Raw genomic sequence first — 23,151 nt, 5'->3', positions numbered from 1 at the left:
TTTTATCCAAAATATCCTTTAATGAGTTTGAAAAGTGTAATTATAGAAACCAATCCCGTAATGGCGCCAATAATATAATTTCCATTATTGATTAAAAAAGAGGATTTTGCTTCTCTTTTTTTGAAGTATACTATATAAAGATAAAAAACCAAGAAAGAACCAGCAACCACTCCTCCCACAAAAGCGTAAATAAAAGATTCTAAAAAATAAAAATACCCATAAGTGGAAAGCGTAATCGACACAAAAACATAATACGGAATGGGGAATAAATTCAGAGCCGACAACAACATACCTAAAAAGAAACGATTCGTCTTACTGCGAACCTTGGTTTCCGACTTAGACAATTTTGGTTTTTTTGCTTTCCAAAAAAAATAAATGGTTAGCGCAATAAATATAAACAGTCCAATTTCTTGAAGACGGTTGATTATATCAGGATGACTATTGATGAAATTAGCAAACAATAAAGCTAAAAATGTCTGAAAAAAAACAATTACTGTAGCGCCTATAGCAAAAGAAATGGCCTCATTTCTACCGTCTTTCAAACTTACTTTTGCGGCAGTCATATTAATCAAACCTGGAGGTGTAATTCCTATTGCAGCTACAATAAATCCGAGAAAAAAAGGCAATAATAGAGTCATACTTAGTTTGCAGTTTCAGTTTGCAGTCTCAGCTTACAAACTGAAAACCATCTTTGAAAACTATTTGATTTTAAAACGAATATACGTAATTGCTTTGTTAATTTCCAAATATTGTTTCTCGTAAAATGTCTGAAAAGCAGTAACTTCTTCAGGGCTTCCTTCATTTACGTACACGTTATGATTAGCATATAAAACCTCATGACCTTCACCATGAAGCAATCCTAATGTATAGCCATGCATGAACTCACTATCGGTTTTAAGGTTAACAACTCCTTCTTTCTTCAAAATTTTCTTATATAATTGCAGGAATTCTGAATTCGTCATTCTATGCTTCGTTCTTTTGTATTTTATTTGGGGATCTGGAAAAGTAATCCATATTTCATCTACTTCATTTTCGGCAAAAATATGATTGATTAATTCGATTTGAGTTCGAATAAAAGCCACATTATGCAATCCTGTCTCAACAGCAGTTTTTGCACCACGCCAAAAGCGAGCTCCTTTGATATCAATTCCTACGAAGTTTTTATTGGGATATCTCTCGGCCAATCCAACCGAATATTCTCCTTTGCCACAACCTAATTCAAGTACTAATGGATTTTCATTTTTAAAAAAATCCGAATTCCATTTCCCTCTTAGCGGAAATAAATTCCCCACTACTTCCTCTCTTGTTGGTTGAAAAACATTGTTGAATGTTTCGTTTTCCTTGAACCTTTTTAATTTATTTTTACTTCCCACGATATAATTACTATTTCGGCAAAATTAAGGAATTATATAAGAATGAAAGCTTAAGTATAGAAAAAATCAAAAATTATCATTTGGATTGCATCTTTTGTATCAAAGCATCTTCAATTGGAGCAATAATTTTGACAACCTCATCTGTATTGTCATTTGGAACAGTCATCGACAAAACATAGTGTTTAACTTTCCATTCTTTACCTATTTTTACTAAAACTCCTGAACCTCTACAAATTTTCATTTGAGTATTCAACAGTTCATCAAACCAAGCTAGTTTACCTGATTTATCAAAGTAAATATGACGTTCAATAGCTTTAAAACTCCAAGCTTTACCTCTGTCGAAATAAGGTTTTGCAAATGCTTGAAACGCTTTCAAATCCCAATTTTCGGTTGGATCTGTTCCAATAAAAATGGCGTCTTCTGTCATCATTCCAAAATAGGCTTTGAAATTGGCTTCGGCCGCCGCTTTATGCCAGGCATCAAGTGTTCTATTAACCTGTTCTTTTTCATCGGATTCTTTATACTGCAAAGAATCAAAACTAACTAATATCAATACTGCTAAACTTAAAAAGAGTGCTCTCATATTTTACTTTTATATTATTTCTTTGGAAGACTTCCCATTTTAATTTTCATTTCACCATTTTTCCCGTCCACAACCAACAAATGCAACACTATTCCTTTGTATCGTTTGGCTTCTCTTTCTCTTGGGTCTTTTATTTTATAATCATCCTCTGGATTTCTTAACGGAATCGTCAACCCTAAATTAGTTCCTTTCTTAAATGAATAAATACCCTCAACATCAAAATTCAGCACATTTGAACTCACTTTAAAATAATCAACATTTACAAAGCTACCGCTCATATTCAATCGTCCTGACAAATCATTAAAAACAATATGTTTTACATCTCTGTTTGGAAAAGCAAACTTGCCAATTTTTATTATTGGCTTAAAATTGTTCAGTTCCCCTTTTTTGATATCATAATACAAATTTCCTTTAGCCGAATCGTCAACCAAATCTCCATTTTGAGTCATTTTTAGCGACATGTCAGCCGTTGCCGAAAGATTTCCTTTTATATCATTAGGCTGAAAGGATGTAATTCCGAAATTTTTGAAAGATGTTAAAAATTGAGGAATATTAACCGTTGCAATATTTACATTTGTTTTTACATCAAATAAATTACCGTTTGGAATTAATTGAGAAGCAAATGTAATTTTCCCTCCGCAAGTTTCAATTGCTCCTTGTTTGATAAAAAATTGTCTATTCTTGGCTACAATAATAATTTTGGCATTCTTGGCCGCCAAGTTAGAATACACCATCTTGTCAAGATTCAAATTTAAAACTATTTGACATTTTTCAACAAGTGTTATTCGTTTTTTAATATCTGCTTTGGTGGTTACTTTTTTTACTTCCTTCTTTTTTTCACTATAGGCTAAAACACTCATTAATTTTTTCACATCCATAAAAGGGCTGTTGATATTCAAGACAGCCACCATTTTAGCGGGATCATCGTAATAGAGATTAAGAAAATTGTCTATTTTCCCATCTAAGAAAAAAATATTTTTATCTCTTTGGTATTTAATATTTCTAATAAATAATGCCTCATCAGTAAAATCAAGAAGAATATTAGTTTGAAAAGTTACGTTTTTAGACTTTAAAATCATGTTTGCCTTTTCTATATTTACTTTTCCTGTAAAACGAGGTTTCGAAATTCGTAAGTCCACAATATTGACATTGAATTTAAAATCCACATTGGCCGTTCCTCCATTAAACTTTATAAATTCATCACCAAAAACATTTCCCAATTTCTCGACATCAAACTTAGAATGCAAGTCTCCCGTTGCAATCGGTTTTTCTAAATTATTAATTGCTGCATTAGGAATAACTACTGGAATTCCCTTGTAGTTTCCTGTGAAATTTTTAATGATAACAGCCGAGTTGATGTCATTATTCCCTAAACCGTTCTTGAAATTATTGATATATCGTCCTTCAAAACTGCAATCTTTGGTTTCCCCTTCTGAAGAAACCAAGACATTATCCTTGATTTGGGCATCCACAATAATTTCTGGATCTCCTTCGGCATTCATGTCGCCAATAATACTGCATTGAGCATCGAGAGGTTTGGTTATATTAAAATGATTCAGAATTTTAAACAAATGCGGATCCAGCAAATGAGCTGCGTTCAGCCATAAAATCTTTGTTTTGATGTTAATATTCATTATTGGATGTTCTTTTTCTAGACCAAAACTCGCTTTGATATCAAAATCATCGTCGCCAATCCCAAGCCCTTCAGCAACTACGTCAATTTTATTTTTCGCCTTAGAAAATTGAACCGCTAGTTTTCCTTTTACTCTTTTGTCTTTTATAAAACTTCCGTGTTTGGTATTGAATGCCATACTCTTGGCAAAAACATCCAAAGACAAATCGGTTTCCCAACCGTCATCAGTATAATTTATTTTACATTTTAAAGAATTCACCTCAAAGTGGAACAATTTATTTCTTTGTAAATTTTGGGAAATAAAAACTACATTCTTAAAATCAACTTCTCCTATTTCGGTCTCTGTTTTGCTTTTGGGTTTGTTAGTTTTGGGTTTGGGTTTAAAGATATTCGAATTGGAAACGCCATTTTTATCTTTAAACAAATCGATTTTAGTATCTATCAAAACTACTTTTTCAATATCTACCTTTTTATGCAACAAACTCAACACATTTAATCTTACTTCAATTTCCTCTGCTTTTAGTACACTTCTTTTATGTACCGCGTATAAACTGTCCTGCAGTTCTACTTTATTCAAAACTACCGTAAAGTTGGGAAACCCTATTAAGAATTTGTATCCCACATCTCCAATACTAGCATGACCCGAAATATTATCATTGATTTTTTGATTGATCTCGGTCATTATACTCTCTTTATTTTGAATAAAATAAATCCTCAATCCAATAAAGAAAATAAGTATCAATCCTAAAAAACCAATAATAAAAAAACCTACTCTTTTCAAAATTTTTCTAACAGTACTTATTTTAAAAAAACCTTTCACTTTTTCTATAAATTCTTTCATACTAGTTATTTAGATATTATATGTAAAAAAACATTCCTTATTGATTTCAAATATTCGAATTGAATAATCTGCAACATAACTCGACCTGAATCAAAGTTAACATAATATATTACAAAAAGGTGCGTTATATCTTAAAAACTTTAACATTGTATTGTAATTATATTCAGCTATTTGAAGACTGTATTGGTCAAAATTACAATTCTTACTTAAAGGTAATTTTGTAGTATATTGATGTAAAAATTGAAAAATTATACTACTTTTGAGATCAATAAACTCTATTAAATGAGTTACTAATTTAAAAAACAAAAAATATGCGATCATTAAAAATTTTACTGTTAAGTGCTTTCATAGTATTAGTATCTAATGCAGCTTCAGCACAAGCTTGGGGAGTTAGAGCAGGAGCCAATATTTCAGATATTAGCGGAAATGGCTGGAACACAGATGCCAAAACAGGTCTTTATGTTGGTGTTTACAAAGAAATTCCATTGGTAAAGAGTTTACTTTTCATACAACCCGAAGTACAGTATTCACAAGAAGGTTTTGAGCTTGACAATGCAAAAGACACGAAAATTGATTACCTTACTGTGCCTATTTTAGCAAAAATATATGTTGTTAAATTATTGAGTTTTGAAACAGGACCACAATTTGGATTTGTAGTTTCAGACAATGTTGACTACACTGATGTAAACAGTTTTGTGCCTTCATGGGCTTTTGGAACGTCTCTTAACCTACCTCTTGGATTGTCTATAAATGCTAGATATATTTCTGGGTTGGATGATACGTTCGACAATCCTAGTCTTTCAGGAAAAAATCAAGTTTTTCAAATAGGAGCCGCTTTCCAATTTTAAAAAAATACCAACCTACCACCTAAAAGTTGCCTTAAAGTTCATTTCTTTAAGGCATTTTTTTTTGTACATTTATAGTTGTCTCAAATAAACACTCCCTTATGAGAAAATCTATTTTGTTGCTTATCCTATTTATTTTTGGCTTCTCCTTTTCTTCTATTTCCTGTAAAAAAACAGCCGATGAAAATCCAAAGCCAGCAATTACCATTAAAGATTCCTTAAAAGTAAAAAGTCTGCCTCCATTTGACAGCACCTTGGTTAGTTCTTTCTTTACTAAATATCCTGAACTTCAAAAATACCAAGAAGAAACAACCGAATTGTATCAAAAAAGGAATTATCAATATGTTTGGTTTGACACCAAAGGCATGCTGGAAGTTAGTCATTTGCTGTATAATAAATTGAATGATATGGAAGAAGAGGGAATTAAAATCACTATTCCATACAAAGAAAAACTAGATCTTCTTTTCCAAAATACTACAGAAAAACAAAGTGGCACTATCGATAATGAATTATTGATTTCTTCTCTTTATTTCTTTTATGTCAATACCGTTTTAAAAGGATTGGATGCTAAAAAAACAGCCGAATTGGGTTGGTATTTACCTCGAAAAAAACAATCCTACGTTAATTATTTGGATTCAATAATTGCCAATCCTTCCTTATTTAAAAAAAACAGTAAGGAAGTGTTGAATGAGTATTACAGTCTTAAAGAAGTGCTCCATAAATACAGAAAGATTCAAAAAAACAATGCTTGGAACCCAATAGAAATGGATTCCAGTCGTACTTCCTTGAAGCCTGGAGATTCTTCTCAAACTATTGCTCAAATTAGACAACGCCTGTTTATACTGGAAGACATTTCAACCGACTCAAAAAGTAATTTATACGATGACACACTTTCCGTTGGAATTCTAAAATACCAAAAAAGAAATGGCATAAAAGAGAGCCAAACGATTACCCCAAAAACCATAGCTTCATTAAATATCCCAATAGAAAACCGCATCAAAACCATTATGGTCAATATGGAACGCTGTCGATGGATTGATGTCGATGTTGCTAAATCCAAAGAATTAATTGTAGTGAATATTCCCTCCTATCGATTGACTTTTTTCAAGGAAGGAAAACCTGTTTTAACCTCCAATGTGGTTGTGGGGAAAGACATGAACAAAACCGTGATTTTTAGTGCCGATATGCGTTACATCGTTTTTAGTCCCTATTGGAATGTTCCCACCAGTATTATCACCAAAGAAATCAAACCCGGTATGGCCAAAAACCCAAACTATCTTGCCCAACATAACATGGAATGGAACAATGGTACAGTTAGACAAAAACCCGGACCAAAGAACTCATTAGGTTTAGTGAAATTTTTGTTCCCAAATTCAAACTCTATTTATTTGCACGACACACCTTCAAAAGGGCTGTTTAATGAAGAAAAAAGGGCTTTCAGCCACGGTTGCATCAGAGTTGCGAAACCTGTGGAATTGGCAAATGAAATCCTAAAAGGTGATAAAAACTGGACGCCCGAAAAGATTAACGCCGCTATGCACAAAGGCAAAGAATCATGGTACACCCTAAAAAACAAAATTCCGGTTTACATTGGTTATTTTACTGCATGGGTCGATGACGAAGGAGTAATCCATTTTTATGACGATGTGTACCAAAGAGACGATAGACTGGCTACGATGCTATTTGAGGAATAAAATTTAAATTTTGCTCTAAATAAGAATAAATCAATACTTTAAAAACAAAAATCAACTCCTTTCAAAATTATTTTAACAAAAAATTAGGATATTAGAAAAATATATTTAAATCTTTGCACACGAAAAAATAATTAACCCTTTAAAAACGAAGAACAATGTTTGTATTCACATCATCATTACAAGGCTTCACACCAGTAGGAATTGGTGCAGCACATCTTCGTGGCTTATTTCAATCTTAGAAATTCAATTTAGACTATATGAAAAAGCCCGAAGCAATTTAGATTCGGGCTTTTTTGATTTTATTCTAGACTCTTCTCAAAAAATTCCCGAACACAGCTCCTTACTTTATCCCATATGGGATAAGATGCTTTGCCGTTACATTTCCTTTCTTTATTTCAGGATTGGACTTTTGTAGCGTTGCAAAACAACACGAACAGTAGTAAAAAATTCATGGGAAATAAATTATCGGGAAGAGACCTAATAAAATTAGGCTTCCCTAAAAACAACAGTATCAATATCGCCTTAGGGCAGATTAGCCGATACCGAAAAAAAGAAAAAAAAGAGCGCATCATCAATGAAGCCAAAGATGTACTGCTCCATCCGGAAAACTATAAAAATGACGGCACTTGGGGTAAAGTAGCTGAAGGGCTTGTTAATCCTGTCGCGGTAAGAATGCATCAGCTGCAGACCACGCGTGCGCCATTCTCCATTTTTGGAGAGAATGAAATCGATGAACAAGCAAAGTTTCAATTGTATGATTCTTTAAAACTGCCAATTTCTGTAGCGGGTGCTTTAATGCCCGATGCTCACTCCGGTTATGGATTACCAATTGGCGGCGTTTTGGCAACAGACAATGCGGTTATTCCGTATGGTGTTGGTGTCGATATTGGATGCCGAATGAGCTTATCCATATTTGATTTGCCTGCTTCTTTTATCAAAGGAAAAGACCATCAGCTGCAAGCCATTTTAAAAGAGCATACCAAATTTGGAATGAACGAAACACACGCTAACAAAGCCGATCACGAAATTTTCAGCAGAAGCGAGTTTCAGGACATAACATTGCTTAAGGGATTGCTTTCTAAGGCATACAAGCAATTGGGAACCTCGGGAGGAGGAAATCATTTTGTGGAATTTGGAACTGTACAGCTAGACACTGTTCTGCCGGAATGGAAACTGGAACCGGGCAACTATTTTTGTGTTTTATCGCATAGTGGTTCTCGTGGCATGGGTGCCAATATTGCAAAACATTATACCTATTTGGCAACCAAACAATGTCCGTTGCCAAAGAATGTACAGCATTTGGCTTGGCTCGATTTGAATACGCATGATGGTCAGGAATATTGGCTGGCGATGAATTTAGCCGGAGATTATGCCAAAGCCTGCCACGATGATATTCACCGAAGAGTAGCCAAAGCCATTGGGAAAAGAGTCGTTGCAACTATCGAAAACCATCACAATTTTGCTTGGAAAGAAATGGTAAATGGAAAAGAATGCATTGTTCATAGAAAAGGCGCTACTCCCGCCCACGAAGGGCAACTGGGTATAATTCCGGGATCAATGACTGCACCAGGATTCGTAGTTATGGGAAAAGGCAATCCCGAATCATTAAATTCTGCTTCACACGGAGCAGGAAGATTGTTTTCGAGAGCCAAATGCAAAAGCACTTTTACGCCAAGTGAAATTAAAAAAACATTGAAAGACCATGATGTTCATCTGATTGGTGGCAATGTTGATGAAGCGCCGATGGCCTACAAAAACATTCACAAAGTCATGGCGCTACAAACCGAACTAGTCACTGTATTAGGAACGTTTACGCCAAAAATTGTCCGTATGGACCGATAAAAATTTAAAGTATGGAAAAAATAATTCAGATAACAGCAGGGCGAGGTCCCGCAGAATGCACTTGGGTGATTGCCCAAGTGCTTAAAAAAATGCTGGAAGAAGCACAGACTAGCCAAATTGAAGCCACAGTTTTGCAAAGAGAAGCCGGAACAGAGAATGGAACCGTCTTAACCGCTTTGATTCTGTTAAAAGGTAAAACGGTTGTCGAATTTGTAGATTCTTGGAAGGGAAGCATTCAATGGATTGGACAAAGCAGTTTCAGAAAAATGCACAAAAGAAAAAACTGGTTTATTGGCATATTCGAAATGGATGCTTTAGCTATAAAAACCATTTCTGAAAAAGACATTCAGTATCAGGCCATGCGGAGTTCCGGTGCAGGCGGACAGCATGTAAACAAGGTCAGCTCGGCCATTCGCGCTACACATGTTCCCACAGGATTGAGCACTGTGGCAATGGATTCCCGTTCGCAGCACCAAAACAAAAAACTGGCTACCGAAAGATTACTTGAAAAATTCAAGATTTTTGAATTGGAAGAAATCAAGAAACAAGCCAATAATCAATGGGAAAATCAATTGAATGTGGCCAGAGGCAATCCAACGAGAACTTTTAGCGGATCTGATTTTAAAAATCAAAAAGTAGTCAAGAGCTACAAATCCGAAAGACAAAAATTAAAACAACAATTGAATCACGACACTGAATAAATCAGGTCACGATTCTAACTATAAAACAACATGAAAACAGTAGATAAATATATTTTTCAGGCATTAGACAATTATCCGTATTGGCTCGAAGGAACCATAGAATCATTGGACTATGCCTTGTCTTATAACGAAAAAGACACTACCGCTCTGTGCTTATACGGCAGAGTGCAATCCGAACAGTTACAGGATTATGAGGAAGCCAAGCGTTACTTTCAAGAAGCGCTGGCCATCAATCTTCATGCTGTTGCGGTCTATCCGTATTACTTGGATGCGTTGCTTTCGAATGAAGATTATGAGGAAGCGTCGAAATTAATCGATTTTGCTTTAACCATAAAAGGGACAGACAAAGTAGCCATTCAGCTCAAAAAAGTGATGCTGTTAGAAAAACAACAGGAAGTTCTATTGGCTTTGAAACTGTTGAAAGAAATCAAACTTTTGATAACCGCCAACGACAATTTACAGGAAATAGAAGAAACCGAAAAACGTCTCAAAACCAAAAAGAAATTGTTAGCTTCCAAGAAGAAGTCAAAGTCTGAAAAAGACACCACTGAAAAAGAGAAGAAAAAGAAAGGCAAACGAAAGTGGTTTTTTCTATAAACAAATAAGGCTGTCCAAAAAGACAGCCTCATTTTATATATAATTGATAATTTGCTTAATGCACTTTTTGTTTATCGAATGTAGTGGTAAGTACTTTTTTGATTTTATCCAAAGCTCCGTTGAATGCTTTTTCAATAGAATCGGCATGTTCTGTAACGGCAATAGGCTGCATATTTGCTGGACGAGCTTCTATAAGACAACGCTTATCGCCAAAACCTGATTTGGCGCTGTTTTCGTCACCAAAATGCACTTCTATGCGAGTTACCTTTTCATCAAAACGGGATAATACTCTTGTGATTTCACTAGAAAAATAAGATTCTAATCTTTCGCTTCCTTCAATATTCTTGTCTGTGTTGATTTGTACTTTCATATATAAATATTTTAATTAAATTTTTACGGTATATCTCAAAGTTAAAAATTAATTCCTAAAAGAATCTCATTTTAGCAAAACATTATGAAAGAAAAAAGTTATTTTTTGGTTTAAAGGCGGAAGTGTTTTTATAATGAAAAAAGATAACATTATTTTTGTAGTAAAGCGATTTCTTGTTCGATTATGGCAACACAATCTTCTAGCTTTTTTTCAATTTCGTGGCTCCAAAAACGAATTACTTTCCAATGTTGTGATTCCAGATAATTATTTACCTCAACATCTCTTTGAATGTTTCGTTCTATTTTCTTTTGCCAAAACTCCGTATTGGTTTTGACGCGGTCTTTTTGGCTTTCCCAGTCTTTACCATGGAAAAATTCACTGTCCACAAATATGGCAATTTTGAGTTTTTTGAAGGTTAAATCCGGTGTGCCGAAAACGGTTCGATTGTTTTTACGGTACCGGTAGCCGAGATGCCACAAAGCTTTAGCCAATCGTACCTCATCTTTGGTATTGGTACTGCGAATGGCACTCATGTTTTTGGAACGTTGAAAAGGAGTGTGACGATCCATAACAATTTAAGTTAACTAATATTTAATGATTTTATTTTGTCGTTGGCGAACTACGTTTAAAAAGTCTTGAAGGTTTAATAAATTTACTTGTTGGGAAGTCGTAAAAGTTTCTTTCAAAGATTGTGGAATTACAAGTTGTAAATTTTGCGCAAACATTTCGTCAGTCTGATTGACGCTTATTGCTGGCTCTAAAGTAATTAAATGTTTCTGAGAAGTAATTCTCTCTGCTTCTGATAAAACTTGTCTCCATCTATCTTTTGCTGTAGTCTTTACACCAAGCATGGTCAATAATTCAACGGGGAAATCTGGATTATGATAATTTGCTATCGACGGAAAAAGAAAATCAGGTTTATTATTCCTTTCTGTTTTTGCTCCTTTAGAAAAACTAATTTCTTGAAATTTAAAAATCGAAGCGAGATGATTTTCAAAAGCAAAACCGGCACGAGACTTTCTTCTATTCTGAACGCTCAATGAAAATGAAATAAAATCGTCTACGTCTATCCTATTTTCTCCAAATCCTTGTTCAAGTTTTTTTGATACAATATGTTTCTCAAGCGTTTTGAAAAGCATCTCTTCTCTTTCAAGCCAAGCAATTAAAGTTTTATCAGGTTCTTCAATAGGGGAGACATTATCAACTGTAGAACGGGCAAAATTTGAAAAGATCGCTGTTGAAGGAAACTGACTTCCAAATGTCTTAAGTATCAAATCTAAGAAATCTGGCTCAGTCTCATCAATTTCAAAGCCAAGAGAATTAAGAATATACTTTCCTGCAAAATTAAGTTTGATGTCATTTGAGGAAATATCACGGAAAATAAATTTGTTTCCAATCTCTCCAATTTCAAAAAGCCAAAGCAATTGCTGTTCCGCTGTTGTTCCCCTTGGAGCTATTACCACAGCTAATTTATCATCATGTGTGAGCCCAATTAATAAAAAATCACCAGCATTAGCCTTTTCCATAATTTGTGTTGTGGAATAATAAAGGCGAAATTCATTTCTTTTGGGATGATTTTCCCGTGCGTTATACCAAGTCAGAGAGCCTACTTCCTTCAGTATAGTTTCTTCATTATCAGTTAGATATATAAAAATACCTTCATATGTAGATTTTCCTGCCCCTAAAATAGATTTAAATTCATTAATACCATTGAATTCGTGTTGGTTAGAAACTTGGGGATCAACTTCAACTTCACTAAGTTTTTTTGCGACTATGCCTTTAAAGTATTTTGAAAGAAGACCATTTCCCATTATTATAAAGTTAAAATTAATTTATCACTATTTATCTATTATTGCTAAGAGAATTTAATTTTTGATTAGCCTTTTGTTTTACAATTTCTGCGACTAAATTTTCACCAACCGCTTGCATTAAAGGAGATACAACTGAATTTCCAAATTGTTTATAGGCTTGATTGTCCGAAACAGGAATAACAAATTCATCAGGAAAACCCTGAAGTCTAGCGCATTCTCTCGGCACTAATCGCCTTGGATTTTTACCCTCTTGAGGAATTAATATTTCTGCTCCATCTTTGTAATATCGGGCACTCATAGTTCTTGAAATTCCGTTTAAATCTGCTAGACCAAATCCAAAACCATTTCCTTTTGCTTTATGTTTTTTAGCATATTCCTGTAAATAGTTCCAAAGCTTATCTGACAATGTATACTTGGGATCAACTTCTGGTAAAAGAATATCTTTTAATGCAAACTTTGCATCACCCATTTCAGGAAATTTGAAATTTTCTTTTCCTTCAAAATAGTCATTATCAAATCCAACAATAATAATTCTTTCTCTGTGTTGAGGAACAAAATGCTTACCGTCTAAAACTTTAAAATAAATGTTATAATTTAATTCTCTTAAGGTATTTTGGATAACTTTAAAGGTGTTGCCTTTGTCATGAGATACTAGATTCTTTACATTTTCTAACATAAAAGTTTTAGGTCTTTTATGTCTAAGAATACGTGCTATATCAAAGAAAAGTGTTCCTTGTGTTTCATCTAAAAAACCATGCTTTCTTCCTAAAGCATTTTTTTTTGAAACTCCTGCAATTGAAAATGGTTGACAAGGAAAACCTGCTAGTAAAATATCGTGATCAGGAATTTCATTTTCATTGATTTGAGTTATATCTCCAAAAGGAACTTTTCCGAAATTAGCTTCATAAGTTTTTTTCGAATAAGAATCCCATTCACTAGTAAAAACACATTTACCACCTAAATTTTGATATGCAAGCCTTATTCCGCCAATCCCAGCAAATAGATCAATAAATTTGAATTCTGGATTTTTAGGGGGAGGAAATGGTATATCCCATTTAATCGGTAAATAATACTGAAAATTAGGCTCTTCAACAATATTCAATTTTTCATGAATATCGAATAAATATTCAGTTGCATCATCTTTGAAATATTGTGAAACTCCGTTTGTATGGTTTTGAAAATAATGAGTAAGTTGAGCAAGACCATTATCGGTTTTTTTATCAACTTCAATCTGGAGTTTCTCCTTTATATCAGAATATTTTTTTAGCTTCTTCATTTCTTAAAATTTAATTCGTTAAAAAAAGTCGCAAAATCACTATCCAATGCGAGGATTATTTTATCTAAAATCTTTACAGTTACATTCCTTTTTCCAGTTTCAACTTTGGTCATGTATGTCCTATCTACTTCTGCAATGTTCGCCAATGCCTCTTGTGACAAGCCTTTAGCTTTTCTTAATTCACGAATTCTATCGCCAATTTTAATATTGATATCCATTAATTTTTAAGTATTGAAGTGAAACAAATCTATCCGAATGTTGCTTTTGGTGCAACGGCTTAAGAGTCACTTATTGTTATTGTTTATAAGTTTTAAAAGCAAAAAAAAGCCAATCTTTCGACTGGCGTTTGGTTAATTTAAGTGTCATATCGAGATTCATATCTGTTTTAATTATTGAGAAGTAGGAACCAAAATGTTCAATAGACATCTAATACGAGCTAAAGAAGGATTTAGCCCCATTTTTTATCCTAAACTAGCCTTATTAATCAAAAAAAGAGGTGCTAAGTACCTCTATTATTAGTGTTAAATAGCAATAGTATTGGTCTTAAATACCAATACTATTGGTGCTTAGTACCTCTATTGTTGGTGTTAAATACCTACTTTGATGGTGTTAAATACCAATACTATTGGTCCTTAGTACCTCTATTATTGGTTTTAAACACCTACTTTGATGGTTTTAAGTACCAACAATATAGGTGCTAAACACCTCTATTCAATCCTTTTTCAATTTTGAAAAACAAAAAACGCCAATCTTTCGACTGGCGTTTTTAGGTTTATAAAAGGTTTCTTTTAATTTTCTTCTTCTAGGTTTTCGAGTTGTTTTTCTAAAACTATATCCGCTTTGATTCGCTTCACGGTTTCCTTGCGGGTGATGAGCAACGGGATGGCAACTCCTGCGGCCAAAGCCAAGATGATAAAACAAGCCGAAAGACCATTCTTTACCGTTTCAAAAAAGAGTTTGGTATAAACATCCGGATCTTGTTCGGCAGTTAATTTCATTACTCCTACCATGGCTTTGTAGGCAAAAAATCCCGGAATCATAGGTATTAATGCCGGAAGCGCAAATGTCATCGGCGGGGCTTTGCGATAGTGTGCCGCCAATACACTAGAAAAACCGATAAGGCTCGCACCGCATAAAGCCGCGAAAACCAATCCTACTTCGAGTGATATTAAATAAAATTTGAGCAATCCGCCCAATGCTGCGATGATATATATAACTCCTAAAGTACGGCGAGGCACATTGAACAAAACGGCAAAACCGATACCTGCACAACCCAACCAAATTCCTTTTTCTAATAATGCAAAATCCATTTTAGTGTAAATTAAAAATTAATAATGAAACCATCAATCCCAATGCAATGGCAAAAGCGATGACCAAAACATTTACGCCTCTGGTGGTTCCGTTTAATATATTTCCGTCAATCAGGTCCGAAAAGGAATTGATCATGGGCACACCGGGAATTAAAAACAATACCGAAGTGGATAAGGCATGTATAAATTCTCCTTCGGGATTTAGAAACGAATAGAGCCCGACCAAGAACGAAGAGGTTAAGGCCGCGAAGAAAATACACACATAAAAATTGAATTTGAGTTTCATGGTTTCCTGTCTCACAAAAAGCCCCAAGAAACTTCCGGAAAAGCAAAGAATCATTTCTATTAATCCACCACCGAACAATCTACAAAATGAAGCTCCTGCCAAGGCCACCAAAAACAAAACTGCAAATCTTGGATATAATGGTTTTCGGTCCAGTAATTTCATTTCTTTATTGATGCGTTCCACAGACCATTTTTCTTCTACAATTTTCCAACTCATCGTACTGATATCCGAAATGAGATTGAAATTGAGGTGCATATTCGGCACCCATTTTACACTGGTAAACGTTTTGATATTGTCTTTATAGGTTAAAGTAATCATCAAAGCATGATTGGTAATCATTAAATCCGAATCGCAACAAAAAGCACCTGCTATTCTGCTAATGGTGACTTTGACACGTTCGGTATTGGCTCCTGAAACCATGAGTAAGGAACCTATTTCCAGGAGCATTTCTCCCAGTTCATATTTGTTTGGTTTTGCAACAATTTCCATATAAATGCGGTTGTTAATTTTACTCTCAAATTTAACGAATTAGTCCCTTAAAAGAATGATATTCATCATGAAAGCATTAATTTGTTAAGATAATAAATAACAAGTGATTTCTAACGATTTCGCTTATGGTTAAAGTCGAAAAAGCATCAAAAATGGAGTTGGTTTGTTGTTTTTGGAGCAGAAACATTAGCGCTTTTGGGCAACATCGTCCCGCTATTCGTTACAATCCCCGCCCCAAAAGCGGGGGATTTTCACTTCTATCGGGGCTAAGAGTTAACATTCTGCTTTTTTGTAATTATCTCAAAAAAAAGGAGAAATGTCTTTTGTGGAGATTGTCGAGCTACTTGTTGAGTTCCCTCGTACCTCGGGATGACAAGATTGTGGGGAACTTTGAGATGAAACTTTGGCGAAAATCTTTGGAATAAATTAAATGACTATTTTACAAATGAAATCTTCTTATGAAAAGGGATGCCCTAGCCCTGATGGAAGCGAAAAGCCTTTTGAAATAAAATGCCCTTTTTCTTGAATAAAAAGAGCGACCAGCGGAAGCTCCTTTTTGTTCTTAGAAAAAGGGCGTTTTATGAAAAAGCTTGCAGCGTACAGCAGGATCAAGCTCCTTATTATTATTATTATGGATTACTTATTTTGACAAGCTTGTAAATCCCATATTATAGAGTGTGAAAGCTTGGATGTCGCAGATTTCCTGAATGGTTGCTGCGAGTGATTTTCCGGCGCCGTGACCTGCGTTGATATCGATTCGGATTAAAACGGGGTTGGTTCCTGCTTGTTTTTCTTGCAACTCGGCGGCAAATTTAAAACTGTGTGCAGGAACTACCCTGTCGTCGTGATCGCCCGTCGTGACCAAAGTGGCGGGATATTGAACACCCGATTTCACATTTTGAACTGGGGAATACGCTTTTAAGTACTCAAACATTTCCTTGCTGTCTGCCGAGGTTCCATAATCGAAAGCCCAACCGGCTCCAGAGGTAAAGGTGTGGTAGCGCAACATGTCCATCACGCCCACGGCCGGCAAAGCGACTTTCATTAAATCGGGACGTTGGGTCATGGTAGCTCCAACCAATAATCCACCGTTGGATCCGCCACGAATAGCAAGAAAACTGGAGGATGTATATTTTTGTGCAATTAGGTATTCGGCTGCTGCAATGAAATCATCAAATACGTTTTGTTTTTGTGTTTTGGTTCCCGCATCATGCCATTTTTTGCCATATTCTCCACCTCCGCGAAGGTTGGCTACCGCATAGATTCCGCCATTTTGCATCCAAACTGCATTGGAAACGCTAAAACTTGGCGTCAAACTAATATTGAATCCACCGTATCCATAAAGAATGGTTGGGTTCTTTCCGTCTAGTTTTAGGCCTTTTTTATGGGTAATTATCATTGGGACTTTTGTTCCGTCTTTGGAAGTATAAAACACTTGGGTAGAAACGTAATCCTCACTTTTGAAATCAACTTTTGGTTTGTCATAAACCACCGATTTTCCTGCTTTTGGCTCAAAAGAATAAATGGTTCCCGGCGTGATATAATTGGTAAACGAATAATAAAGTGTTTTTTCGTCTTTCTTGCTTCCAAATCCAGTGGCTGTCCCCAATCCCGGCAATTGAATTTCGCGCACTAATTTACCCGAGTAATCATATTGCTTCACAATCGATACGGCATCTTTCATATAATTGGCGAAGAAATACCCAGCTCCGGTTGTTGGTGTCAACACATTTTCGGTTTCAGGAATAACGTCTTTCCAATTCTCTGGTTTTGGGTTGTTGACATCCACACTCACAATGCGTTTGTTTGGTGCATTTAAGTCGGTTTCTATAAATAATTTTCCCCCTTCGTTTTCTATGATGTTATTGTCACTGTTGAAATTGTCTACAATCGTTATAATAGGACTGTTGGGTTTGGTCAAATCCTGAATGTATAATTCGTTTCCGTAAGTAGAATTGGCAGCAGTAATCACTAGATAATGATTGTCTTCGGTTACGCCTCCGCCTACATAACGGCGCTTTTGGTCTGCACCAAAAATGACTTGATCGTCTTTTTGGGCTGTTCCCAATTTATGATAATACAATTTATGCTGATCTGTTTTAGCTGATAGTTCACTTCCTTTTGGCTTGTCATAACTGGAGTAATAAAATCCTTCGTTTCCTTTCCAAGACACTCCGCTAAACTTAATATCGACCAAAGTATCTTCCAGTTTTTTGAAGTTGTTTACATCCATCAAAATTACTTTTCGCCAGTCGCTTCCACCTTCGGAAATGGAATAGGCTACTTTGGAACCGTCTTTGGAAAAATCAACTCCGCCCAATGAGGTTGTTCCTAATTTTGAAAAAGTATTTGGATCCAAGAAGACTTCTTCTTTGCCCTTGGCATCTTTGCGATACAAAACCGCCTGATTTTGCAATCCGTTGTTTTTATAATAGTAAATAAAATTTCCTTCCTTGAACGGTGCGCTTATTTTTTCATAGTTCCAAAGTTTTTCGAGCCTCGCTTTTAATGCGTCCCTAAAAGGAATTTGAGACAAATAATCGTAAGTTACTTTGTTTTCTTCTTTGACCCAAGCAGCTGTTTCCGCCGATTTGTCGTCTTCTAGCCAACGGTACGGATCGCTAACTTTGGTATCGAAATAAACATCAACCGTTTCGCCTTTTGCAGTTTTGGGATAAGTTATTGGAGTTTGCTTTTGGTTTTGCCCCAAAGAAGCCAATGAAGAAGATACAGCCATCAGAAATAGGATTTTTTTCATAAATTGTTAGTTTAAGTATCTAACAAAAATAGGGAAAGTTTTTAGAAAATTAGACAGTAGAGAAAAATGAAAAACTATCAAAAGTCAACAAAGAAACATTAGTGATTTACTGAAAAAATCATAGACATTCTTTTTTATTTAAACCATTAAGAAATTAAGATTCATTAAGGCTCATGGTCTTTCTTAATGAATCTTAATTTCTTAATGGTTCAATATTTTCAATTTATAGTCAACTTTTCAGAACAAGGCATAAAAAAACCCAAACATAGTTTGGGTTTGATGTGTGGAGAATATCGGATTCGAACCGACCACCTCTTGCCTGCCAGGCAAGCGCTCTAGCCAAATGAGCTAATCCCCCAATTGTGCCGCAAATATAACATATAATTCTAGGAATATGCAAATTTCAAAAAGACTATTCTTTAAATCCAAAAAAAATAACATTTTGCTTCGGTTACTTTTTTAACTTTACATCAAAATACACCTTATGCTTACATCTGATAAAAACGGAACACTCTTAACAACCATAGAAAACAAAATCGCTACGGTGCAGTTTGGTCATCCCGCCAGTAACTCTTTCCCCAGAGTATTGTTGGATCGATTAACCAATGAACTTACTTTTTTGAGTGATAATCCCGAAATTTCAGTAATTGTTTTAAAAAGTGAAGGTGTCGGGGCTTTTTGTGCAGGTGCTTCCTTTGATGAATTATTGGCAGTAAGCACTCTTGATGAAGGTACCCGCTTTTTCTCTGGGTTTGCCAATTTGATTAATGCTATTCGCTCTTGCAAAAAAATTATCATAGGACGTATTCAAGGAAAAGCCGTAGGTGGGGGCGTCGGCATTATTGCAGCCTGTGATTATGCAATTGCAACCCAAGAAAGCGCTATCAAATTATCGGAATTGGCAATTGGAATTGGCCCATTTGTGATAGAACCTGCCGTAAGTCGAAAAATTGGAAAAACAGCAATGGCCGAAATGACTTTGGCCGCACACGAATGGAAAGCAGCTTCCTGGGCCCACCAAAAAGGATTATATGCTAAAGTACTGGAAACCCAAGAAGAACTAGATCAAGAAGTAACCGCTTTCTCCAAAAAACTGTCCCATTACAATCCAGAGGCACTTGCCGAAATGAAAAAAGTCTTTTGGGAAGGAACAGCACATTGGGATAAACTATTAAAAGAAAGAGCTGCCATTTCCGGCAGACTAGTCCTATCCGATTTTACAAAAAACGCTTTAATTAAATAATAATGACCGCTTTCATCCTACTGCTCCAAAAGGTAAACATTAACGAGAAAATTAAAAATGCTCCCAATGAAGGCTATCAAATAGGTGTTCTTATAGGCTCCTATTTACCCTTTGTAATATTGGTTTTACTAGCCTACTGGACTTACACTCGAGCCAAAAACAGAAAAGAGTAACTCATTAAAAGCAACTTCTCTTTGAAAAAAACAATCCTTTTTGGTGTTATCCTCTGTCTCTTTATTTCCTGCCAGCAACAGGAACAGCCTACAATCTCATTTTATTATTGGAAAACCATTTTTAGGCTTTCGCCAAAAGAAAAAAAAACCTTGACGGCAAACGAAGTTAAGAGACTTTATATTCGGTATTTTGATATTGACTTAAGTCCGAAAACTCAGAAACCGTTTCCAAGAACTCCAATCCGTTTTGAATATATAACTTCAGCTTTTGAAATTATTCCTGTGGTTTATATCAAAAATAAGGTGATGCTGGACAAGAAATTAAACCTGTTGGATTTGGCTCAAAAAACAAATAGTTTCATTCGGCAAATAAACTCAAAAAACAATATTACCATTCAGGAAATCCAAATCGATTGTGATTGGACTCTTGAAAGTAAAGACAATTACTTGCGATTTATAGATGCTTTTAAAAAGGTTTCCAATAAAAAACTATCGGCAACCATTCGGCTTCATCAGATAAAATATTTTAAGAAAACAAAAATCCCAAATGTAGACCGAGGCGTATTGATGTACTACAATATGGGGAAAATAGCAACCGATTCCTTAAATTCGATATACGATTTAAACATTGCCAATCGTTATTTATCAAGTCTAAAAAATTATCCTTTACCTATAGATATTGCATTACCTATTTATTCCTGGGGCATTCATATAAGAGATGGAAAAATAATTGGTTTGAGAAACAAAATTGATATCGATAATTTAAAAAATAACAGTAGTTTTGTTCTTACAAAAGACAATTGGCTCACCGTTACAAGTTCCAACTTTAAAGACGGTGTTTTTTATAAAAAAAATGACCAGATAAAAACAGAAACAATTTCAGAAGACGATTTGCTAGAGATGGCAGATAACCTTGAAGAAAATACAACTCAAAATCCAAAAGAAATTATCTTTTATGATCTTGACGATTTCAATTTAAAAAAATATGATACAGCCCTTTTTAAAAAAATTATTAATTGCTTTTAGTGCTCTTGCGCTTTTAGTTTACGGAACAATTTACGCATGCGCAGATGGAGATTGGGGTTGGTCATTTGATTCCAACTTCACACCCGAAACTTTTGTGGACAAATCCTACTCTCCACTTTTCTTGTCTACTGATGTTTTTTATGGAATTGGTTTTGACACTGAACACCGCACACGATTCAACTCCGAGAATATAAAAGACTGGTCGACGTATCTTGAAGGCAAAATAAACGAAAAAGACCTAACCTTTTTCCTAACTGATTCAAGCAGTACAGATGTTTCCGATTTGAACATTTATTATAAAAAAGGAAAGACAAATAAATGGACTGAAAAATGGAATAAAAAATTCAACATAAACGACAGTAAAGTAAAAGACTTTCTAATGTTTTTGAGTGATGCCCAAATTGTTGAAACCTATTCTACCCAACAATTCGATTCTTGGAACTATGACGAAACAACAAAACCACAGCTCCTAACCGATGGTAATTGGATCAAATCAATTGAAAAAAAATACAGCGACGCAAAGGATCCTTTCCTGAAAAACAGATATTGGTTTTTGGCTATTAAAGCTAGTTTTTACAGTGATCGTCAGGTAAATGGTGTGTCTTTCTTTTATCAAACAGAAAAATCAATTCCAAAAAACACTTTGTATTACAGAGCGTTGGCCTACGTAGCCGGAGTAGAATACAAACAAAAACATTATGCCAAATCTAATTTTCTCTACAGTCAGGTTTTTGACAAATGCCCAACTATGAGAGTGGTTTCAGCCTATTGTTTTCATCCACAAGAACAAAAAGATTGGAAACAATCATTGTCAATGGCCAAAACCGATGATGAAAAAGCAGCTCTTTGGGCTATTCAAGGCTATTATAATGATGATGAAAAAGCCATCGCCGAAATCTACAAACTGCAGCCAAAAAATCAACACCTTGACTTTTTATTGACCCGATTAATCAATAATCAGGAAAACAAAATTGACCAATCTTTCAAAGACAAAACTGTACTTGAAAACAAAAAAAGAACCAAAGACAGTATTCAAAAATCAACTATCAATTTGGTTACCAAAATTGCAGAATCGGACAAAACTTCAAAACCTTATTTATGGAATGTGGCTGCGGGCTATCTAGAAACACTGAACGGAAACTTCAAGCAAGCCGATAAGAATTTTGACAAAGCCGAAAGCAAAATGCCAAAGACTCCTTTGGCTGTTGATCAAGTAAGACTGTTACGATTTGTAAACAACCTCAGTAAAATTGACCAACTGAATCCAGAAAACGAAAAAACCATCTTGGCAGATTTATCTTGGTTGTATTTTGAATTGCCTAAAAAGCCTATTGAAAATTTCCGCTATGAAAATGCTTCCGCTTGGAGCAAAAACTATTTGGCAGCATTATACCGCTCTCAAAAAAATACCGTTATGACCGAAATTTTCAATCATGAATCAAGTTTTTATGACCATGAAAAACAATTACTCGACATGAAGGCTTTTTTATCCAAAGCAAACAAAACAGAAATAGAAAAAATTGGAGCTTCCATTTATGAAATAAAACTGGCCGACATTAACTATTTTCAAGGTGTTAAAGCCACTTTTGAAAACAAAATTCCAGAGGCCATTGCGTTTATAAAACAATCGGATAAACTTCAAAACACTGTTTTTTATGGAAATCCATTTCTGGGCAACATCAAAGACTGTCACGATTGCGACCATCAAGCCGCTCAAAAAAAGAAATATACGATGCTTGACTTCTTAACCATTATCCAAAAAATGCAGGATAATGTTGAGAAAAAAGTCGATGTGTACAACAACAGTCTTTTGCTCGGTAATGCATTTTACAATATCACCCATTTTGGCAACGGCCGACTGTTTTATGAAGGAAATATTGCTGGTTCTGGCTCAACTCCCGATTTTTTCAGAGATCCAATTCGTGACATGATTACCAACTGCTCTTTGGCGAAAGCCTATTACGAAAAAGCATTTTCAGCTGCTAAAAACAATGAACAAAAAGCCAAAACTCAATACATGATGGCCAAATGTGAACGAAACGATTATTACAACAAAAAATACTATTCGCTTAATTTATCCACTTGGGATATTCAGGACGACAAAACTAATTTTATCGCTTGGCAAGGCTTCAAAAACATAAAAGCCAATTATTCAAAAACCAAATATTATAAGGAAATCATCAACGAATGCGGGTATTTTAAAACCTATGTGCAAAAATAAGTTGGGCGTGTCACCGTTGAGAAAAGGGGCTTACTTTTCGTAGCGCTTATACAACCCCTTTCCTCAACGCTGTCAGGCT

Annotated in this window: 21 protein-coding genes and 1 tRNA gene; 9 read left to right on the top strand and 13 right to left on the bottom strand. The window is 35.0% G+C overall.

Features of this window, described 5'->3' with window-relative positions; all coding sequences use genetic code 11:
• Positions 1-2: 2 nt before the first annotated feature.
• The 4 genes from AC1DY0_RS03270 to AC1DY0_RS03255 form a co-directional block, all read right to left on the bottom strand.
• Complete coding sequence (locus AC1DY0_RS03270) at positions 3-638, bottom strand: LysE family transporter (protein WP_477187242.1); 636 nt, start codon at positions 636-638, stop codon at positions 3-5.
• A gap of 60 nt (positions 639-698) precedes the next feature.
• On the bottom strand, positions 699-1,373 hold the full coding sequence (gene trmB / locus AC1DY0_RS03265) for a tRNA (guanosine(46)-N7)-methyltransferase TrmB (RefSeq protein WP_477187241.1): 675 nt from the start codon (positions 1,371-1,373) through the stop codon (positions 699-701).
• 76 nt (positions 1,374-1,449) lie between these two features.
• Positions 1,450-1,956 (bottom strand): nuclear transport factor 2 family protein, encoded by a 507-nt coding sequence (locus AC1DY0_RS03260; protein ID WP_477187240.1) that lies wholly within the window; start codon positions 1,954-1,956, stop codon positions 1,450-1,452.
• Positions 1,957-1,970: 14 nt separating this feature from the next.
• The gene (locus AC1DY0_RS03255; protein WP_477187239.1) at positions 1,971-4,430 is read right to left on the bottom strand and encodes an AsmA family protein; all 2,460 of its coding nucleotides are present in this window, start codon (positions 4,428-4,430) and stop codon (positions 1,971-1,973) included.
• Between the two features lie 311 nt (positions 4,431-4,741).
• Between AC1DY0_RS03255 and AC1DY0_RS03250 the strand changes: the two genes are divergently transcribed.
• The 5 genes from AC1DY0_RS03250 (at position 4,742) to AC1DY0_RS03230 (ending at position 10,109) form a co-directional block, all read left to right on the top strand.
• On the top strand, positions 4,742-5,278 hold the full coding sequence (locus AC1DY0_RS03250; protein ID WP_477187238.1) for a porin family protein: 537 nt from the start codon (positions 4,742-4,744) through the stop codon (positions 5,276-5,278).
• A gap of 98 nt (positions 5,279-5,376) precedes the next feature.
• Positions 5,377-6,969 (top strand): L,D-transpeptidase family protein, encoded by a 1,593-nt coding sequence (locus tag AC1DY0_RS03245; RefSeq protein WP_477187237.1) that lies wholly within the window; start codon positions 5,377-5,379, stop codon positions 6,967-6,969.
• A 450-nt stretch (positions 6,970-7,419) separates the two neighbouring features.
• Positions 7,420-8,811, top strand: coding sequence for an RtcB family protein (locus tag AC1DY0_RS03240; RefSeq protein WP_477187236.1), 1,392 nt, complete (start codon positions 7,420-7,422; stop codon positions 8,809-8,811).
• 11 nt (positions 8,812-8,822) lie between these two features.
• A complete protein-coding gene (gene prfH, locus AC1DY0_RS03235) occupies positions 8,823-9,512 on the top strand; it encodes a peptide chain release factor H (protein ID WP_477187235.1) in 690 nt (229 codons plus the stop codon).
• Between the two features lie 30 nt (positions 9,513-9,542).
• On the top strand, positions 9,543-10,109 hold the full coding sequence (locus tag AC1DY0_RS03230) for a tetratricopeptide repeat protein (protein WP_477187234.1): 567 nt from the start codon (positions 9,543-9,545) through the stop codon (positions 10,107-10,109).
• 55 nt (positions 10,110-10,164) lie between these two features.
• Here AC1DY0_RS03230 and AC1DY0_RS03225 read toward each other — a convergent pair whose 3' ends face one another.
• The 9 genes from AC1DY0_RS03225 to AC1DY0_RS03185 form a co-directional block, all read right to left on the bottom strand.
• On the bottom strand, positions 10,165-10,479 hold the full coding sequence (locus AC1DY0_RS03225; protein ID WP_477187233.1) for an HPF/RaiA family ribosome-associated protein: 315 nt from the start codon (positions 10,477-10,479) through the stop codon (positions 10,165-10,167).
• A 149-nt stretch (positions 10,480-10,628) separates the two neighbouring features.
• Complete coding sequence (locus tag AC1DY0_RS03220; protein WP_477187232.1) at positions 10,629-11,048, bottom strand: very short patch repair endonuclease; 420 nt, start codon at positions 11,046-11,048, stop codon at positions 10,629-10,631.
• A gap of 15 nt (positions 11,049-11,063) precedes the next feature.
• The gene (locus AC1DY0_RS03215; protein WP_477187231.1) at positions 11,064-12,290 is read right to left on the bottom strand and encodes a type II restriction endonuclease; all 1,227 of its coding nucleotides are present in this window, start codon (positions 12,288-12,290) and stop codon (positions 11,064-11,066) included.
• Between the two features lie 31 nt (positions 12,291-12,321).
• A complete protein-coding gene (gene dcm, locus AC1DY0_RS03210; RefSeq protein ID WP_477187230.1) occupies positions 12,322-13,566 on the bottom strand; it encodes a DNA (cytosine-5-)-methyltransferase in 1,245 nt (414 codons plus the stop codon).
• Positions 13,563-13,784, bottom strand: coding sequence for a helix-turn-helix domain-containing protein (locus tag AC1DY0_RS03205; RefSeq protein WP_477187229.1), 222 nt, complete (start codon positions 13,782-13,784; stop codon positions 13,563-13,565). The genes dcm and AC1DY0_RS03205 overlap by 4 nt, the downstream gene beginning before the upstream one ends.
• 570 nt (positions 13,785-14,354) lie before the next feature.
• Positions 14,355-14,876, bottom strand: a complete 522-nt coding sequence (locus AC1DY0_RS03200) for a threonine/serine exporter family protein (RefSeq protein ID WP_477187228.1) — start codon at positions 14,874-14,876, stop codon at positions 14,355-14,357.
• Position 14,877: 1 nt separating this feature from the next.
• Positions 14,878-15,651: a threonine/serine exporter family protein gene (locus AC1DY0_RS03195; protein WP_477187227.1), complete on the bottom strand. Its 774-nt coding sequence runs from the start codon at positions 15,649-15,651 to the stop codon at positions 14,878-14,880.
• Between the two features lie 640 nt (positions 15,652-16,291).
• On the bottom strand, positions 16,292-18,388 hold the full coding sequence (locus AC1DY0_RS03190; RefSeq protein ID WP_477187311.1) for a prolyl oligopeptidase family serine peptidase: 2,097 nt from the start codon (positions 18,386-18,388) through the stop codon (positions 16,292-16,294).
• A gap of 305 nt (positions 18,389-18,693) precedes the next feature.
• Positions 18,694-18,767 (bottom strand) — tRNA-Ala (locus tag AC1DY0_RS03185).
• 126 nt (positions 18,768-18,893) lie between these two features.
• On the opposite strand from AC1DY0_RS03185, the gene AC1DY0_RS03180 reads away from it, so the two are divergent.
• Genes AC1DY0_RS03180 through AC1DY0_RS03165 form a run of 4 tightly spaced genes read left to right on the top strand, consistent with a single transcriptional unit; the run spans position 18,894 to position 23,072 of the window.
• Positions 18,894-19,652 (top strand): enoyl-CoA hydratase/isomerase family protein, encoded by a 759-nt coding sequence (locus AC1DY0_RS03180; protein ID WP_477187226.1) that lies wholly within the window; start codon positions 18,894-18,896, stop codon positions 19,650-19,652.
• Positions 19,653-19,654: 2 nt separating this feature from the next.
• A complete protein-coding gene (locus tag AC1DY0_RS03175; RefSeq protein ID WP_477187225.1) occupies positions 19,655-19,825 on the top strand; it encodes a hypothetical protein in 171 nt (56 codons plus the stop codon).
• A gap of 21 nt (positions 19,826-19,846) precedes the next feature.
• Positions 19,847-20,851: a hypothetical protein gene (locus AC1DY0_RS03170; protein ID WP_477187224.1), complete on the top strand. Its 1,005-nt coding sequence runs from the start codon at positions 19,847-19,849 to the stop codon at positions 20,849-20,851.
• Positions 20,811-23,072, top strand: coding sequence for a hypothetical protein (locus tag AC1DY0_RS03165; protein WP_477187223.1), 2,262 nt, complete (start codon positions 20,811-20,813; stop codon positions 23,070-23,072). The genes AC1DY0_RS03170 and AC1DY0_RS03165 overlap by 41 nt, the downstream gene beginning before the upstream one ends.
• Positions 23,073-23,151 lie beyond the last annotated feature (79 nt).

Source organism: Flavobacterium sp. P1_E4, assembly GCF_056405915.1.
This window is presented reverse-complemented; position numbering and strand designations above follow the sequence as displayed.

What these genes read in the sequence shown, in the direction of transcription:
- AC1DY0_RS03270 (WP_477187242.1), bottom strand. Translation starts at nt 638, where the DNA reads ATGACTCTATTATTGCCTTTTTTTCTCGGATTTATTGTAGCTGCAATA.
- AC1DY0_RS03260 (WP_477187240.1), bottom strand. Translation starts at nt 1,956, where the DNA reads ATGAGAGCACTCTTTTTAAGTTTAGCAGTATTGATATTAGTTAGTTTT.
- AC1DY0_RS03255 (WP_477187239.1), bottom strand. Translation starts at nt 4,430, where the DNA reads ATGAAAGAATTTATAGAAAAAGTGAAAGGTTTTTTTAAAATAAGTACT.
- AC1DY0_RS03250 (WP_477187238.1), top strand. Translation starts at nt 4,742, where the DNA reads ATGCGATCATTAAAAATTTTACTGTTAAGTGCTTTCATAGTATTAGTA.
- AC1DY0_RS03245 (WP_477187237.1), top strand. Translation starts at nt 5,377, where the DNA reads ATGAGAAAATCTATTTTGTTGCTTATCCTATTTATTTTTGGCTTCTCC.
- AC1DY0_RS03240 (WP_477187236.1), top strand. Translation starts at nt 7,420, where the DNA reads ATGGGAAATAAATTATCGGGAAGAGACCTAATAAAATTAGGCTTCCCT.
- prfH (WP_477187235.1), top strand. Translation starts at nt 8,823, where the DNA reads ATGGAAAAAATAATTCAGATAACAGCAGGGCGAGGTCCCGCAGAATGC.
- AC1DY0_RS03230 (WP_477187234.1), top strand. Translation starts at nt 9,543, where the DNA reads ATGAAAACAGTAGATAAATATATTTTTCAGGCATTAGACAATTATCCG.
- AC1DY0_RS03225 (WP_477187233.1), bottom strand. Translation starts at nt 10,479, where the DNA reads ATGAAAGTACAAATCAACACAGACAAGAATATTGAAGGAAGCGAAAGA.
- AC1DY0_RS03220 (WP_477187232.1), bottom strand. Translation starts at nt 11,048, where the DNA reads ATGGATCGTCACACTCCTTTTCAACGTTCCAAAAACATGAGTGCCATT.
- AC1DY0_RS03215 (WP_477187231.1), bottom strand. Translation starts at nt 12,290, where the DNA reads ATGGGAAATGGTCTTCTTTCAAAATACTTTAAAGGCATAGTCGCAAAA.
- dcm (WP_477187230.1), bottom strand. Translation starts at nt 13,566, where the DNA reads ATGAAGAAGCTAAAAAAATATTCTGATATAAAGGAGAAACTCCAGATT.
- AC1DY0_RS03205 (WP_477187229.1), bottom strand. Translation starts at nt 13,784, where the DNA reads ATGGATATCAATATTAAAATTGGCGATAGAATTCGTGAATTAAGAAAA.
- AC1DY0_RS03200 (WP_477187228.1), bottom strand. Translation starts at nt 14,876, where the DNA reads ATGGATTTTGCATTATTAGAAAAAGGAATTTGGTTGGGTTGTGCAGGT.
- AC1DY0_RS03195 (WP_477187227.1), bottom strand. Translation starts at nt 15,651, where the DNA reads ATGGAAATTGTTGCAAAACCAAACAAATATGAACTGGGAGAAATGCTC.
- AC1DY0_RS03190 (WP_477187311.1), bottom strand. Translation starts at nt 18,388, where the DNA reads ATGGCTGTATCTTCTTCATTGGCTTCTTTGGGGCAAAACCAAAAGCAA.
- AC1DY0_RS03180 (WP_477187226.1), top strand. Translation starts at nt 18,894, where the DNA reads ATGCTTACATCTGATAAAAACGGAACACTCTTAACAACCATAGAAAAC.
- AC1DY0_RS03175 (WP_477187225.1), top strand. Translation starts at nt 19,655, where the DNA reads ATGACCGCTTTCATCCTACTGCTCCAAAAGGTAAACATTAACGAGAAA.
- AC1DY0_RS03165 (WP_477187223.1), top strand. Translation starts at nt 20,811, where the DNA reads ATGATACAGCCCTTTTTAAAAAAATTATTAATTGCTTTTAGTGCTCTT.